The sequence below is a fragment of the Priestia sp. TRM10 genome (assembly GCF_057808375.1).
The window spans coordinates 176,165-191,420 of record NZ_JBJZOT010000015.1 but is presented as its reverse complement, the minus strand read 5'-3'; the positions used below and the strand labels follow the sequence as shown (position 1 = coordinate 191,420).

Below are 15,256 nucleotides of genomic sequence, written 5' to 3'. Positions count from 1 at the left end.
ATAAAAGCTCCCCTTATACAGGGGAGCTCTTTAAAAAGAAGCGAAAATACCCACCTTATTCATTTCTTTATATACAAGTGTTTCAGTAAGATCAAGAGAAAGAGTATTAAAATCAAACGCTTGAAGCTCAGGAATAGAACAGAGAATTTGAGCTAGTTCTTTACTCACAAGCGTTGTTTCCCTTCCTTCTAAAAGCTTCTTCTTATATCGATTAAACTTCTTATCAAGCGTTTCAACATTTTCATAAAGGCCGTCAATAGACCCATAAAGCTGGATAAGGGGAAGAGCTGCCTTTTCGCCAACGCCACGGCAGCCGGGAATATTATCACTTTTATCGCCAAGCAGTGCTTTAACATCTACCCATTGAGAAGGTGAAATGCCATATTCCGTTTGAAAATCTTCCATTGTAAAAACGTTATCACCACGTTTTCCTGCGACAATTTGAGCTACATCTTCATTTAATAGCTGAAATAAATCCTTATCATTGCTATAAATATAACACTTTCCTTCCTCTTGAACAGTCCATGAAAGGGATAAAGAGCCGATAAGGTCATCTGCCTCATATGGGGCAAGAGACATCTGTTTGATTGAGAGAGCATCTAATATTTTTTGACATGTTTCATATTGCTCAATAAGAGGAGGAGGAAGTTCATTACGAGTTGCTTTGTAAAAATCGTATTTTACTCGGCGGTCTGTCTCATTTCTTTTTACATCCCAAGCAACTAATGCATGTGTTACCTCATATTGTCTAAAAAGCTGAAATAGCTTTCGAAAAAATACATTTAAAGCATTAATATAGGCACCATCGATATTTTTTGTAAGATCTTCTTCATCTCGTCCATATGCTGTAGCAAAGTAACCGCGACTAAGCAAATTGAAGCCGTCAATTAACAGCAGCGTTTTTTTCTTCATTATAGTAAGCTCCTTTTGAGTTATTCCTGCTCTATTATAGAAGAAAAAGAAGAGGGAAGAAAAGGGAGATTTTATTGAAAAAATAACCAAAAAAATTATGAGAAAAAATTGTTGCTTTTATATATATTCGTATGGTAAGATTCCATATGTAAATTAACTTTATAAGAAAGTAATTACCGTAGTGAATATACAATTTTATGTAGTAAAAAAGTAGCTCTCTTAAAAAAAGAGCTTATTCTACGGTTTTTATTTAATAAAGTTAAATATAAATTTAATTAATTATTTTAAGTGAAGAAAGGAGCAAGATTATGTCAAGAGGTCGTTTAGTTTTAATCAACATCATTGGTATCATCGTTATTTTAGCATTAGTTGGAGGCGGCGGGTACTACTACTACCAAAACGCTAATTACATTAAAACAGAAAATGCACAAGTTATGGGAGATGTGAAAAGCATCACTGCTCCACAGTCAGGGAAATTAGCAGATTGGTCTGTTGAAGAAGGCGAAGATGTTTCAAAAGATAACACTGTTGCTAATGTAAATACAGGAGAGGGCAGCGTAGATGTAACAGCTCCTGAAGATGGAAAAATCGTTAAAAAAGATGTTTTAAATAATGAGGTAGTACAGCAAGGTCAAGCAGTTGCTGAAGTAGTAGATATGACTCAACTTTATGTAACAGCTAACATTGAAGAAAATAAGCTAAAAGATATTGAAAAAGGTGACGATGTAGAAGTCACTGTTGATGGTGACGAAGGTACAACAATTGATGGAAAAGTAGAAGAAGTAGGTTCTGCAACAAACTCACTTTTCTCTTTAATGCCAAGCACGAATACTGATGGCAACTATACGAAAGTAACACACACAATTCCAGTTAAAATTTCAATCTCTAACTACTCTGAGAATGTTTTACCAGGAATGAACGCACAAGTAAAAATTAACAAAAACTAATTAAGATAGATAATTTTTGAAAAGGGAAAGGAGGAAATTTAATGGCTTCATCTGTTAATGGAAACTCAGGTTCAAAAAACTCTGGTCAAGGAATGCTTCTTGCTATTGTTATGCTTGGTTTGTTCCTAGCTATTTTGAACCAAACGCTATTAAATGTAGCCTTACCCCATTTAATTAATGAATTTGGCGTAACAGCAAGCAGTGCACAGTGGCTTTTAACAGGTTATATGCTCGTCAACGGAGCACTTATTCCACTATCTGCTTTCTTAATTGAACGTTTTGGAGTTCGTAAGCTATTCCTATTTGCGATGTTTGTATTTACGCTTGGGTCGCTTATTTGTGGGATTGCAACAACGTTCCCAATTATGCTTGTTGGGCGCTTAATTCAAGCCATTGGTGGTGGTGTACTTGCACCACTTGTTATGGCAATTATTGTTCAGATTTTCCCACCAGAAATGCGCGGGAAAGGAATGGGGATCTTTGGTCTTGCGATGATGTTCGCACCGGCTATTGGACCAACTTTATCAGGTTGGGTTGTAGAAAATTATGATTGGCACCTTTTGTTTGAAGGAATGGTTCCATTAGGTGTAATCGTACTTGTTTTTGCTTTCTTTAAATTAAAAGATATTCAAGAAGGGAAAAACATTAAGGTTGATGTTTTTGGTGCGACAACTTCTTTGTTAGGTATGGCACTTCTTCTTTACGGATTTAGTGAAGCAGGTCAAGATGGATGGACAGATCCTATTGTCCTTTCAACAATGATTATTGGAGTTATCCTACTTGCGGTGTTTGCAATCCAACAATTGCGTTCACCACACCCAATGCTAGATATGCGCGTATTTAAATTTAATATTTTCACACTATCAAGCATTATTAACATTGCACTTACAATTAGCCTTTTTGCAGGTATGTATTTACTACCAATTTACTTGCAGAATATTCGCGGGTATACACCGCTTGATTCAGGTTTATTACTACTACCAGGGGCGATTATTATGCTTATTATGTCGCCGATTTCTGGTATTCTATTTGATAAGATTGGACCAAGACCGCTTGGTATTGTCGGAATGATTATTACTGTTGTTACAACGTTCCAGTTTACACAACTAACATTAACAACGTCATATGCACATCTACTAACTGTGTATATGTTCCGTTCATTCGGGATGTCGCTTCTTATGATGCCAATTATGACAGCAGGGTTAAACCAGTTGCCATCTCGTTTGAATAACCATGGTTCATCAATGTCAAATACGCTACGTCAAGTTAGTGGATCAATTGGAATTAGTCTTGTCACAACGATTTTTACAAATCGCACAACGTTCCATTTAGGTGCTTTAACTGAGAATATGAATACATCAAACACTGGTTTTATGCAAAGCTTTCATGAGCTAACAGTCAAAATTGCTTCAGCTATGCATGTGCCAATGGAACAAGCACAGCAAACAGCTGTGAAGCAAGTGTATGCTAACGCAAGTGAGCACGCTACTGTAATGGGCATTAACGATGCTTTCTTCTGGGCAACAGGAATTGCTGTTATTGGTTTGATTTTGAGCTTTTTCTTACGTGATGTTCGTAAAGATCCACAGACAAAAGAAGCAATTGAACCTGTACAAGAAGAAACAAAAATGCTTCCAGCTCCGAAAACTTCTTAATAATTTAAAGGGAAAAAGGGGGAGAAATGGTTATGAAAATTTGTATTGTTTATGATAGCGAAGGCGGACATACTGAAGAGCTTGCAAAATCAATTGCTGAAGGAGCTCGTATGGTACAAGGTGGAGAAGTTTTTCTCCGCTCTGTTCATGAAGCAAATGTAAGAGAGCTTCCAGAGATGGACGCAATTATCTGGGGATGTCCAGGGCACTTTGGAACAATCAGTTCAGGCTTAAAAGCTTGGATTGATAAGCTTGGATATCTTTGGGCAGAAGGGAAATTAATTAATAAAGTTGGAGCTGTATTTTGCACAACAGCTACAACACATGGTGGACTTGAAGCTACAATGCTTAATTTAATTACACCAATGCTTCATCAAGGTATGATTATTACAGGTCTTACTGGAAATATACCAGAAAATGCCCTTTACGGTTCTTACTACGGCGTAGGCATTACTTGTCCTGTTGAAAGCAATGGTCTTCTTTCTGAAGAGGATAAACAGCTAGGAATGGCACTAGGAAAACGTGTTGCAGGAGTAACAGCTAAATTCAAAGGTCAGCAACTGTAGGTGATTATATGTTAACAATTATAATCATTGCGGTTATTGCTGTTGTACTTATTGCACTTATTGTTTCTGTGAATATTAGAAGTCTTTCTCGTTCGAATGAGAAAAAAGCAGTGAAAACTCAGCCTTCCGAAGAAAGTACACAACAACCAACGGAAACGAAGAAAAGTGAAGAGCCTGCTGTTGAAAAACGTGAAGAGCCAAGAGCTGTAAAAAGAGATTCAAACGAAATGAACGATAATGCGTACCGCCAAGCGCTAAAGAACATGAGTGATAAAGAAAAGAAACCAGAGTCTTCATCATCATCATCATCTAGTGAAATGAACGACGATGCTTTTCGACAAGCACTCAAATCTATGAATAAAAAAGATAATGAATAGCGATGGAGAAGGGATGAGACAGGATGGCTAACGGAGAAACGATTAATAAAGCCCACAAAACGATGATGAGTATTACAAAGAAAATCAGGTTATCGGCTAAGCATAATCTTCATCCTTATAACATCACGCCCCTTCAGTTTCAAACGTTGTTTTTACTTGACTGTGAACGTTCTCTTTATGTGAAAGAACTTGTTACAGAGCTTAATATTAAGCCAAGCGCTGCAACTCTTATTGTGGATCGTCTTAGTGAACAAGAACTTGTGCATCGCTATCATGATAAGAAAGATCGCCGCATGGTTAAAGTAGAACTTGCTACAAAAGGACGTGCGCTTGTGCGAGAAGTAAAAGGTAAGCATTTAGAAATGCTAACAGCCTATTTCTCTGTTCTAGCGCCAAAAGAGCAAGAAACGTTGGTGGATTTGCTCGGCAAATTAGAGAAGAATATCCCTGTCGCTTAAAAAAACGCGTGCCTGTTGGCGCGCGTTTTTTTATATAGATACTTCTTTTATAGGTTCTGCGCTTTTTTCTTCATCAGGTTCTTCTATTCTTCTTAGAATTTCACCTTTTATAAAAGGAAGAGAACTCCCTATTAGAAGGAGGATAGCCGGAAGAAAGGTCAAGCTGAATGAGAATATAAAAGCGATCAGCGCACAAGAAGCAATTGAAAGAGAAAATGCTTTAATATGCACAGGAGACAAAATCAACAAAACCATCGTAATGCTTGCAATAAGACAAAGGTAGCTCCCAGAAATTCCACTATACTGCCCTGTTGCTTGAAGATTAACGAGTAAAAGGCCGATATAAAAAAGAAGAAAACCACCTACGCTGTTTAAAATAAAGCTTTCTTTTTTTATATTATATCCGCGTTTCTTTTGAAGAAAGACTCCAACTGTGAGTAAAAGAGAAAGACAGAAGGCAAAAGGAATAAAAGTAAGGAAACTATACAGAGCGCTAATAACCTCAAGCAATACAAAAACTCCTTTCTTGCATTGTTTATTAAATATATGTGAAAAACAAAAAGAAAAGTACCTTGTTTTTACTAGTTTCTTGTCTTGTTCTTTTTCCCTTTTTTTCGTTTTTTAAGCTTTTTTTCATAGGACAAAAAGAGCAGGACTTTACAGAAAGAACAAGAATATAAAAAGTACGTAAGTTGGTAGAAAGCGTTTTCTCGAAAAGGAGGAGTACAGTGAAAAAAAAGCTTTTAAAATGGGGAATAGCTCTTTTAGCTTTAAGCTTTGTCATGCTAGGAGGAGAAAAGAAAACAGAGGGAGCATTCTCGCCTGTTGTGAAAGGGGCTCATGGTGTAGAAGTTACTGTATTTGATGGGAAAGAAGGAAGGTTTCTTACAACAGTAAATAGTGAGCAGTATCAAAAGGCTGCACTTTTTGGAAACGAAAGCTTAATTCCTTATAAATGGGGAAGCAAAACAGACAATACGGGATGGTATGACTACTATAAGCCCCAACAGATAACGGGAAGGGAAATAAGGGGGAACTTTGACGATTCAAAATTTATCATTCGGGTGCCAGACAAATGGAATGGAAAACTGGTTGTTTCTGCTTCACCAGCTACACGAAATGAAACAAGTACAGATTTGTTGTTTAGCGACTATATGTTAGGAAAAGGATACGCTTATGCAGTAACAGATAAAGGAACACAGGGGGAGATTGATCCTAATGATGCTCTTGGCAAAGTGAAAAATGCGCTTGTTTCAGAGGAAGATAGCATAAAAGAATGGAACAAGCGATTTCGGCAGGTAACAAAAGCTGCACAAACCTATTTAGTGAACAATCATGCTTCATCTCTGATTAAAAAAGGAGATAAATCAAATAGCGCGAGTAAGCTTATTACAAAAAATCATAAAGTTCCAACATATGCTATTGGAATTTCTAACAGTGGCTATGTTGTTCGCTATGCCCTTGAGCATGATGGAGTAAAATACAGCGGAGAGCCACCTTTATATGATGGTGGGGTAGATTGGGAAGGTGTTCTTTGGCAAAGTAACAACGATAATTTAATTACTTCTCTTACAGACGTTGTAAACAATGCTGAACCTGCTCTATATGGAGAAGGAAAGGAAAAGCAAAAAGCAATAAAAAGAATGTATAAGGCAGGATTACCAAAAGGATCTGAAGAACTCTGGCCTTACCATGATTTAGCGTACTGGTTTGTTACGCTAAATATATACCGAGATGAATTCGATCCTAACGCTCCAAAAAAATTAGCGTGGGAAGATTATTTAACGATCATAAACGGAGTACGTGATCGCTCAAATGACCATATTTTTAAAAACTATAACTATTTCAAGCGTCCTAAACAAGTAAGAAAGAACGTGGCCCAGATTGAGAATACAGGAAACATCCAGGCGCCTCTTATTAGCATAGCTGGATCGCTTGATGCTCTCATTCCACCAAGCATTCATGCAGATCCGTATAAAAAGCTCGTAAAGAAAAATAAAAAGGACCATATACACCGCCTTTATACGATTGAAAATGGCAATCATGTTGATAGCCTTGTTTGGGATCCAAGTGCTGATTCAAAAAAGAAGCTTCAGCCACTTCTTCCTTATGCACATCAGTCATTTGATTTATTAGTTAATTGGGTAGAGAAAGGGACGCCGCCACCATCAAGCGGTACAATTCAAGCACCTACAAACCCTCTTCATGTAAGAGATATTGTAACAGGTAAAGAAAAAGATCCTTCTATGTAAATAAAGCTTAGAGCAAACAGTCTTGTTTTGATAAAAGCAAGTCTGTTTGTGTTTTGGGGTAGATTGATGAAAGTGTATGCCCTTAATAAGGCAAGATGGGAGCTGAAACTTTCAAAAAAGTTTGAAATACGATACAATAAAAGTAAACCTTATTACAGAAGGTTTCAAAAATACTCCAGCATATGCGAGGAGCTTTATTTTTACAAGATTATAGTGTTCAAGTGGTATAAAAACGATTCAGCAACTAAATATTATGATGAGAAAGGAGAGGTGTTTATGAAACAAGTATCCTTTTCGCTGTTACCTAGACAAGCAGGAACGTATAAATCACTTGTTGATTCATCTATGCAGTCTAAAATTTTGCGGAATTATATTTTACATGAATATCAACTGCCAGAGCAGCTTAGCATTATTAATGAAGGTGATAAGAAAGGATTAAAACTTGAGAAATTTTTATTTGATGAACCTACAAATATAAGACTAAATGAACTTGTAAAAGATGTTCGGAAAAACGGTTATATTGCAAATAGATCTTCTCTTATGAGACATATTTTATCCCAGCTTATCACAAATTTAAAGAAAAACAGCACCATCCCTCCAAAAGAAAGGGCTGTGCGCCCACTCAACTTTTATTTTAAAAAAGGGACAAAAGAAGTACTAGAGCAGTTCGTATCTTTTCGCAATCGAAATGCCGTTATTGAGCGATTTATCCTTGAGGACTACAAGCCAAGTGATGTGAAACACCTTCTTGATAAACCAAAAGAACTAGAACAAATGAGAATAGGTGTTGATAGGAAAGCAATTGAAAAGCTTGATGAATTTGTTGAAAACATCGCACAAAAAGGTGTTACAAGAACAGCTCTTATGCGTGACGTTGTTGAAAATATTATTGCTAAATTGTCAAACACAGATACACGGAAGCTTATTGCAGAAGCCCGTTTGCAAAATGCTCTTTTTGAATATGAGCAAGCATTTGGGAAAGATGTGCTAAGAGAACAACTCTACAAATATGTCACATATGATGAATCAGACCCTGTTCATTAAAAGTTAATAAAAAGAGACTTATAAAGAAGGAAAAAGGAATGATTTTAAAATCATTCCTTTTTTTTGTATAAAGGGATTGACTATCATATTAACAATGTTAATATTGATGTTGTTAATATGAAAGGGGAATTGTTGATGAATATTAAACACGTTATACTAGGATTTTTACTGGAGGAGCCAATGAGCGGATATGATTTAAAAGGGAAGATAGAAAACTCTGTTTCCTATTTTTTTGATGCTTCCTTTGGGGCTATCTATCCAGCACTCAAGCGACTTGAAAAAGAACAGCTTATTTACAAACAAATTATTCAACAAGATGGAAAGCCTAATAAAAACCTATTTGCGATAACTGAACAAGGAAGAGAAGAGTTTTTACGTTATATAGAAAGTCCGCTTCATCCAACGCTTATTCGTTCAGATTTGCTTATTCGCATCTTTTTTGGAAGGCATACGAGCAGGGAAAAGCTAATAGAGTGGCTATTAGTAGAAAAACAGAGAGCGAGCAGACAAGCTGAACAACTAACAAGTTTGAATGAAAAATACCCTGAAATGGAACGTTATCGAAAAATTACGCTTCTCTACGGAATTGATGAAGCGCTATTTACGTTAGAGTGGATTAACAAGGAACTAGCTTCTTTAGAAAAAGAGGAATAGAGATGAAAGAAAAACGAATTGTATTCATCATGTGTATTGGAATGTTTCTATGCATGTTAGATTCTACTATTATGAACATTACGCTGCCAGCCATCCAAAATGATTTAGGCACAACGCTTGAACAAAGCTCATGGATGTTGAATATCTATACGATGACAATTGCTGTGTTAGCTATTCCACTTACTCGTTATGCCACAATGGTGGGGAAGAACAAAGTATATATAGGAGGGCTACTTTTATTTGGACTTGGTTCCTTACTATGTGGGTTTTCTTCAAACGGTACATTTTTAATTTTTTCTCGTTTTGTTCAAAGCTTAGGAGCCGCTGCTCTTATTCCTTTAAGTCTTGTTATTAGTATAAGTGCTCTTCCTAATACAAAACGTGCTTTTGCGTTAACGCTGCTAGGAGCTACGCAAGGCCTTTCCACAGCTCTTGGCCCTTCAATAGGAGGAGCTATTACAGAATTACTAAGCTGGCACTGGGTTTTTTACATAAATATCCCTCTCTGTTTAATAGGAGTACTCGCATGTCTACGTTTTCTAAATATGAAGAATGAAGAGAAAGTAAAAGCAAAAATGGATGGTGGTGGCCTTCTTTTTTCGACCGTTTTTTTATTTTCTGTGACTCTCGTGCTCATTAAAGGAAATGAGTGGGGCTGGAACAGCGGCTATGGGTGGAGCTGTTATATCTTAGGTTTTCTATCTTTCATTTTCTTTATTTTTATAGAAAAGAGAGTGAAAAGCCCAATGATTGATTTCTCACTTTTTAAAGATCGACTTTTTCTCGGTTCTATTTTTACCGCTTCAACAGGTTACCTTTTTTTAATAGGTGTTATGGTTCTTTTACCTCAGTTTCTGACACGCTTTCAAGGGAAAAGCGAGCTTGAAGCAGCTTTTCTTGTAACACCTGTTTCAGCAGCTATCTTTCTTTTTTCTCAATTTGTAGCTCTTATGGTGAAAAAAATAGGATTTATTATTCCTGTTGTCATTGGTTTTTGTACGATGGGGATTGCATATTATTTACTATCAAAACTGACTGTTGAAAGTACATCACAACAAATTGTAACGTTGTGTATTCTACTTGGAATAGGATTTAGTTTTCTTATTGCGACTTCTACGATTGCAAGTACTTCTAACTTTGAAGGAGAACTGTTAGCTTCTTCGCAAAGTGTCTTCTCGATGCTTCGCGGTGTTGGAACTGTTCTTGCTGTAGCTATCTTTGTTGGTTCTTTAACAGCACAAATGAACACCGAAAAACAGAAAGTCGTAAATTATGCACAAGGGGTACTTGAAAAATCAAACTTGATTCAAAATAAAGAAGAATTGTTAGAACTAACAAGCAACGTAATCGATGAAAACAACGAGATGACGCAAGAAGAACTTATTAAAAGTTCCATACATAGTAAGTTTGGGAATCAAAATGAAAAAGAAAATGTTCAAGAAGCTCTTGCGGTTAAAAGGGAGCTACAAAATTATGTTGCTGATGTTTCTAAAGAAGCAAAATATAAAATGGGAGAAAGCTTCGGCAATTTATATGGAACGGCATTTCCTTTTCTTTTCCTCTGTGCTTTTCTTAGTCTTTTTTTATGCTTTCCCTTTATCAAAAGAAGAGTCCGATAATAGAAATCTCCTTTGAAAACAGAGGAGGTTTTTTCTTTCTCTTTTTTCTTCCTCTTTTAACAAAATCTACAACATCTATTAAAACTAGCTTAATATATCAGCGATATAGTAAAGACCATAGAAAGATTCTGGTAGAAGTTAGCTAAAAATACCTCTTTTTACTAATGGTGTTTTTAAAAAAGTAAAATATTGTAACAAGCACTGTTCGGCTAGTTGTTGGAACGGTTGGAATAGAAGTTAGAGGAGGATGTAAGTTGATTACATTAAATGAAATTTCAAAAGTGTATGCTAACTCACAGAAGAGGGCAGTAAATGCTGTTTCTGCAACAATTGAAAAAGGAGAATTTTTCGTTCTTGTCGGTCCGTCAGGTTGTGGAAAGAGTACGCTTCTTCGCATGTTAGCGGGTCTTGAAGACATTACAGATGGAAGCATGTATATAAAAGGAGAGTATGCAAACTTTTTGCCACCTAAAGATCGTCATCTTGCAATGGTATTTCAGAATTATGCTCTTTATCCTCATTTAACTGTAGGGGAGAATATTATTTTTGGCCTCAAAGTCCGAAAAGTTAAAAAGGATGAGCGAGAAAAAAGACTGAAAGAGGCTGCAGAAATGGTGGGATTAACAGAATACTTAAAGGTAAAGCCAGGGCAGCTTTCAGGTGGACAGCGTCAGCGTGTTGCTTTAGCTCGAGCTATCGTAAGCCAAACGCCTATTTGCCTTATGGATGAACCACTTTCTAACCTTGATGCTAAGCTTAGGGGGCAAATGAGAATTGAAATTAGGGAAATTCAGCAGCGGCTTGGTATTACAATGATTTACGTTACACATGATCAAATTGAAGCAATGACAATGGGAGATAGAATCATGGTTCTAAACAATGGGGAAGTTCAGCAAATTGGAACTCCACTTTGTATTTATAATGAGCCTGAAAATGAATTTGTTGCCTCTTTCATTGGATCACCATCCATGAATATCGGAAAAGGAACTTTTATAGATAACGGAGTAGAAATAGGAGATTTTCATATCCCTTTTTATAGTAATAAGAGAAGGGGAGTAAAAGTAGGAATTCGCCCTGAACATATTCAACTAGATGAGAATGGGCAAGAAGTTACGATTCATTCTGTTGAAGTATTAGGTTACGAATCCATTATTAATTTCTATATGGGAGAGTCCGTTTGGAAAGCAAAAGTTTCTTCCCAAGTGATGTTAGGAAAAGGGGACAAGATAAAACTTGGTTTCCCTTTAGATAAACTTTATTACTTTGATGCAGAAACTTCAAAACGCATTCTTATACAAGAAATGAAGGAAATGGTGGGCGTGTAATGGAACTTGCTAGAAATATAAATCAAGAACCAAAGTCTAACAAGGTGTCAGTAAGAAAATCTGATTTAAAAGTAGGGCTCCTTTTTCTTGCTCCCTCTATTTTGCTGTTTTCTGTTTTTCTTTTTTATCCGCTTGTAAGAACCGTCTACTATAGCTTTCATATTACAGATATAACAGGAGAACAAAGCGTTTTTGTAGGAATGGAAAATTATCTGTTTTTATTTCAAGACCCCGTCTTCTATGAGAGTTTGAAAGCTACTTTCCTATTTGTACTCTATACTGTGCCAACAAGCATTGGAGCAGCTCTTTTTCTTGCGCTTCTCTCAAATGAAAAACTAAAAGGGATTGGTTTTTTTAGAGTAATTTTCTCCTCTACAATGGGCATATCAGCAGCGGCAAGTGCTGTTATTTGGCTGTTTTTATTTCACCCAAGCGTTGGCTTTTTTAACAACGTATTACATTCACTAAACTTACCTCTTGTTCAGTGGCTTATCAATCCAGGTTGGGCGCTTTTATCTGTGTCTATCACAACCATATGGATGAACCTTGGGTTTTCGTTTTTGATTTTACTGGGTGGTCTGCAAAATATTGATCAAACATTATATGAAAGTGCAGCTATTGACGGCGCTGGGTATTTTACTAGACTATGGCGCATTACTCTTCCATCCCTTTCTCCGACGCTCTTTTTCATTACAACTGTTACGCTTATTAACGCATTTCAAAGCTTTGGGCAAATTGATATTTTAACAGGAGGAGGGCCAAATGATGCGACAAACTTACTTGTCTACTCCATTTATAAGGAAGCCTTTGTTAACTATCACTTTGGAACAGCAAGTGCACAGGCCATTGTACTTTTTGTCTTCATCTTCATTCTTACCATTTTGCAGTTCAAATTTGCTGAACGAAAGGTGCATTATCAATGAGAGAGAAAAGGAGAAAGAGATTTATTTTTTATACACTATTAATTATTAGCGCTCTCTTTACCTTTTTTCCAATCTTCTATGCTATTTCTGTGAGCTTTATGAGTGAGGGAGATGTAAGAGGGAGAAAATTGTGGCCATCAGATTTTACACTTTCTAACTATGGAAATGCTTTTGAACAAATGCCTCTTCTTCATTACTTAAAAAATAGTTTTATTGTTTCATCAGTTGTGATGATCGGTCAGCTTGTTTTATCAAGTCTAGCAGCTTATACATTTGCTTTTCTGCAGTTTAAAGGCAGAAATGTACTATTCTTTATTTTTATTTCTACAATGCTCATTCCTTGGGAAGCTACGATGATTCCGAACTTCCTTATGGTTCAAGGTCTTGGTTGGACGAACTCTTATGCTGGCTTAACTATTCCTTTTTTCGCAACAGCTTTTGGCATCTTTTTATTAAGGCAGCATTTTCTTACTGTTCCATATGAACTTCGAGAGGCATCTTTAATTGAAGGATTGGGACACTTTGGTTTTTTAACGAGAGTTGTTGTGCCTTACTGTAAAACAAGTTTTATTACGCTTGGTGTATATAGTTTTCTTACAACATGGAACATGTACCTTTGGCCACTTCTTGTCACAAGCGATGACAGTGCAAGAACGGTTCAAATTGGAATGAAGCAGCTTCGTTCTCAAGAAGTTGCAACAGATTGGGGAGGTGTTATGGCAGGGGCTACGATTATTGTAATTCCAACGTTAATACTTTTGTTTTTAGGACAAAAACAGCTACAGCAAGGGTTAACAAAAGGAGCCATTAAATAAGGGAAGGAAAGGTGAAAGTTATGACGCTTTTGAAAAAAGGTACGGCCGTGTTGGCGGCTGGAGTTATGGCCATGAGCTTAGCGGCCTGTTCCTCTAATAGTAGCAATGGAAATGCAAGTGAAAAAAAAGAGGTAGCTCCTGTTGAAAAAGAAGGAGATAAAACGGTTGTTAGGTTTTGGCATGCTATGGGTGGGGATACCCAAAAAGTATTGGATGATATTGTACAAGATTATAATGAATCACAAGATAAATATGAGATTAAAGCGGAATTTCAAGGCACATATGAAGAATCTTTAACAAAGTTTAGAAGTACAAAAACATCGAAGACCGCTCCTGCTCTTGTCCAATCAAGTGAAATTACAACGAAATATATGATTGACAGCGGGAAAATTACCCCTGTGCAAGAGTGGATAGATAAAGATAATTATGACACGTCTCAGCTAGAAGAAGCCATCACAAACTATTACACAGTGGACGATAAAATGTATTCGATGCCTTTTAACTCGTCTACACCTGTTTTAATTTATAACAAAGACGCATTTAAAGAAGCTGGATTAGATCCTGAAAAAGCGCCGCGTACATATTCAGAATTGCAAAAAGCAGCAAAAGCTTTAACAAAGAAAGAAGGAAATTCCACAAAGCAATACGGGTTTTCAATGCTTAACTATGGATGGTTCTTCGAGGAACTTCTCGCAACGCAAGGTGGACTTTATGTTGATCAAGAAAACGGTCGCGAGGGTACAGCAGAAAAAGCAAAATTCCAAGGAAAAGAAGGAGAGCGCGTTTTTAATTTATTAAATGATATGAATAAAGAAGGATCTCTTGGAAACTATGGTACAAATTGGGACGATATTCGAGCAGCCTTTCAGTCAAAGCAGGTTGCGATGTATTTAGATTCTTCAGCGGGCGTTCGGAATACCATTGATACAGCAGACTTTAACGTTGGTGTTGCTTATATTCCTCATCCTGATGAAGTAGATCCAGAAGGTGTTATTATTGGAGGAGCATCTCTATGGATGACAAATATGGTAAGTGATGAAACACAGCAAGGAGCTTGGGACTTTATGAAGTATCTTGCTACAAAAGAAGTACAAGCAAAATGGCATACAGGAACAGGATATTCATCAATCAATCCTGATGCTTATAAAGAAGAGCTTGTGAAAGAGCAATATAAAAAATATCCACAGCTTCAGGTAACCGTTGAACAACTTCAATCAACAAAGAAATCTCCTGCAACGCAAGGAGCTCTTATTACAGTGTTACCAGAGTCTCGTGAAGCCATTGTTAAAGCTTTAGAATCGATGTATGGAGGAAAAGATCCGAAACAAGCTCTTAAAGAAGCAGCAGAAGCAACAGAGAGAGCAATGAAGCTTTCAAATCGTACAGCTCAAAAATAAAGGATAAAGATGTCGGTCTTATAAGACCGGCTTCTTTATCTTTTTGTATGATTAAATCCGTTATCTTGCCATTTTTAATATTGAATCATCTAAAAAGAAGACGGCTAAAGCGGAAGTAAGTACATTGTCTGTACCAGAACTTTTTCGACGAGCAGCAGAAAAAGTGAAAGAACTAAAGATTACAAACGGATTTTGCCCTTAAGGAAAGGCAAAAAGAGTATGGTCGTTCGCGCCTTTACGGTTCTTCATGGCGAATTTGAGCTGAAATATTACTGAAAAAGGAATTTTTTAAAACTTTCTTAGAAGTTAAAG

15 protein-coding genes are annotated in these 15,256 nt (G+C 36.6%); 13 read left to right on the top strand and 2 right to left on the bottom strand.

Going from position 1 to position 15,256, the window contains the following annotated elements; translation table 11 throughout:
* Positions 1 to 30: 30 nt before the first annotated feature.
* Positions 31 to 912 carry a 5'-3' exonuclease gene (locus ACK3CR_RS17780; RefSeq protein WP_243519179.1) on the bottom strand — a complete coding sequence of 294 codons (882 nt, stop codon included), beginning with the start codon at positions 910 to 912 and terminating at the stop codon, positions 31 to 33.
* Between the two features lie 308 nt (positions 913 to 1,220).
* Here ACK3CR_RS17780 and ACK3CR_RS17775 point away from each other — a divergent pair, with 308 nt between their 5' ends.
* Genes ACK3CR_RS17775 through ACK3CR_RS17755 form a run of 5 tightly spaced genes read left to right on the top strand, consistent with a single transcriptional unit; the run spans position 1,221 to position 4,915 of the window.
* Positions 1,221 to 1,859: a biotin/lipoyl-containing protein gene (locus ACK3CR_RS17775; RefSeq protein WP_243519182.1), complete on the top strand. Its 639-nt coding sequence runs from the start codon at positions 1,221 to 1,223 to the stop codon at positions 1,857 to 1,859.
* 41 nt (positions 1,860 to 1,900) lie between these two features.
* Positions 1,901 to 3,514 (top strand): DHA2 family efflux MFS transporter permease subunit, encoded by a 1,614-nt coding sequence (locus ACK3CR_RS17770; RefSeq protein ID WP_243519186.1) that lies wholly within the window; start codon positions 1,901 to 1,903, stop codon positions 3,512 to 3,514.
* A 32-nt stretch (positions 3,515 to 3,546) separates the two neighbouring features.
* Positions 3,547 to 4,080 (top strand): NAD(P)H-dependent oxidoreductase, encoded by a 534-nt coding sequence (locus tag ACK3CR_RS17765; protein ID WP_124048959.1) that lies wholly within the window; start codon positions 3,547 to 3,549, stop codon positions 4,078 to 4,080.
* Positions 4,081 to 4,088: 8 nt separating this feature from the next.
* The gene (locus tag ACK3CR_RS17760) at positions 4,089 to 4,457 is read left to right on the top strand and encodes a hypothetical protein (protein ID WP_488975880.1); all 369 of its coding nucleotides are present in this window, start codon (positions 4,089 to 4,091) and stop codon (positions 4,455 to 4,457) included.
* Positions 4,458 to 4,480: 23 nt separating this feature from the next.
* Positions 4,481 to 4,915 carry a MarR family winged helix-turn-helix transcriptional regulator gene (locus ACK3CR_RS17755; RefSeq protein ID WP_243519190.1) on the top strand — a complete coding sequence of 145 codons (435 nt, stop codon included), beginning with the start codon at positions 4,481 to 4,483 and terminating at the stop codon, positions 4,913 to 4,915.
* Between the two features lie 30 nt (positions 4,916 to 4,945).
* On the opposite strand, the gene ACK3CR_RS17750 is transcribed toward ACK3CR_RS17755, so the two are convergent.
* Positions 4,946 to 5,425, bottom strand: coding sequence for a hypothetical protein (locus ACK3CR_RS17750; RefSeq protein ID WP_243519192.1), 480 nt, complete (start codon positions 5,423 to 5,425; stop codon positions 4,946 to 4,948).
* A gap of 218 nt (positions 5,426 to 5,643) precedes the next feature.
* Here ACK3CR_RS17750 and ACK3CR_RS17745 point away from each other — a divergent pair, with 218 nt between their 5' ends.
* The 8 genes from ACK3CR_RS17745 to ACK3CR_RS17710 all read left to right on the top strand — a co-directional run bounded on the left by ACK3CR_RS17745 (position 5,644) and on the right by ACK3CR_RS17710 (position 14,944).
* A complete protein-coding gene (locus tag ACK3CR_RS17745) occupies positions 5,644 to 7,167 on the top strand; it encodes a 3-hydroxybutyrate oligomer hydrolase family protein (protein WP_488975879.1) in 1,524 nt (507 codons plus the stop codon).
* Between the two features lie 276 nt (positions 7,168 to 7,443).
* Positions 7,444 to 8,211, top strand: a complete 768-nt coding sequence (locus tag ACK3CR_RS17740) for a hypothetical protein (RefSeq protein ID WP_243519196.1) — start codon at positions 7,444 to 7,446, stop codon at positions 8,209 to 8,211.
* Positions 8,212 to 8,346: 135 nt separating this feature from the next.
* Positions 8,347 to 8,865 (top strand): PadR family transcriptional regulator, encoded by a 519-nt coding sequence (locus ACK3CR_RS17735; RefSeq protein WP_243519198.1) that lies wholly within the window; start codon positions 8,347 to 8,349, stop codon positions 8,863 to 8,865.
* Between the two features lie 2 nt (positions 8,866 to 8,867).
* Positions 8,868 to 10,484 carry an MFS transporter gene (locus ACK3CR_RS17730; RefSeq protein ID WP_328122724.1) on the top strand — a complete coding sequence of 539 codons (1,617 nt, stop codon included), beginning with the start codon at positions 8,868 to 8,870 and terminating at the stop codon, positions 10,482 to 10,484.
* A 254-nt stretch (positions 10,485 to 10,738) separates the two neighbouring features.
* Positions 10,739 to 11,809 carry an ABC transporter ATP-binding protein gene (locus tag ACK3CR_RS17725; protein ID WP_243519200.1) on the top strand — a complete coding sequence of 357 codons (1,071 nt, stop codon included), beginning with the start codon at positions 10,739 to 10,741 and terminating at the stop codon, positions 11,807 to 11,809.
* Entirely contained in the window at positions 11,809 to 12,732 is a 924-nt protein-coding gene (locus tag ACK3CR_RS17720; RefSeq protein ID WP_243519202.1) for a carbohydrate ABC transporter permease, read from the top strand. The genes ACK3CR_RS17725 and ACK3CR_RS17720 overlap by 1 nt, the downstream gene beginning before the upstream one ends.
* Positions 12,729 to 13,547 carry a carbohydrate ABC transporter permease gene (locus ACK3CR_RS17715; RefSeq protein WP_488975878.1) on the top strand — a complete coding sequence of 273 codons (819 nt, stop codon included), beginning with the start codon at positions 12,729 to 12,731 and terminating at the stop codon, positions 13,545 to 13,547. The genes ACK3CR_RS17720 and ACK3CR_RS17715 overlap by 4 nt, the downstream gene beginning before the upstream one ends.
* Positions 13,548 to 13,567: 20 nt before the next feature.
* Positions 13,568 to 14,944 (top strand): ABC transporter substrate-binding protein, encoded by a 1,377-nt coding sequence (locus ACK3CR_RS17710; RefSeq protein ID WP_488975877.1) that lies wholly within the window; start codon positions 13,568 to 13,570, stop codon positions 14,942 to 14,944.
* The last annotated feature ends 312 nt before the right edge of the window (positions 14,945 to 15,256 follow it).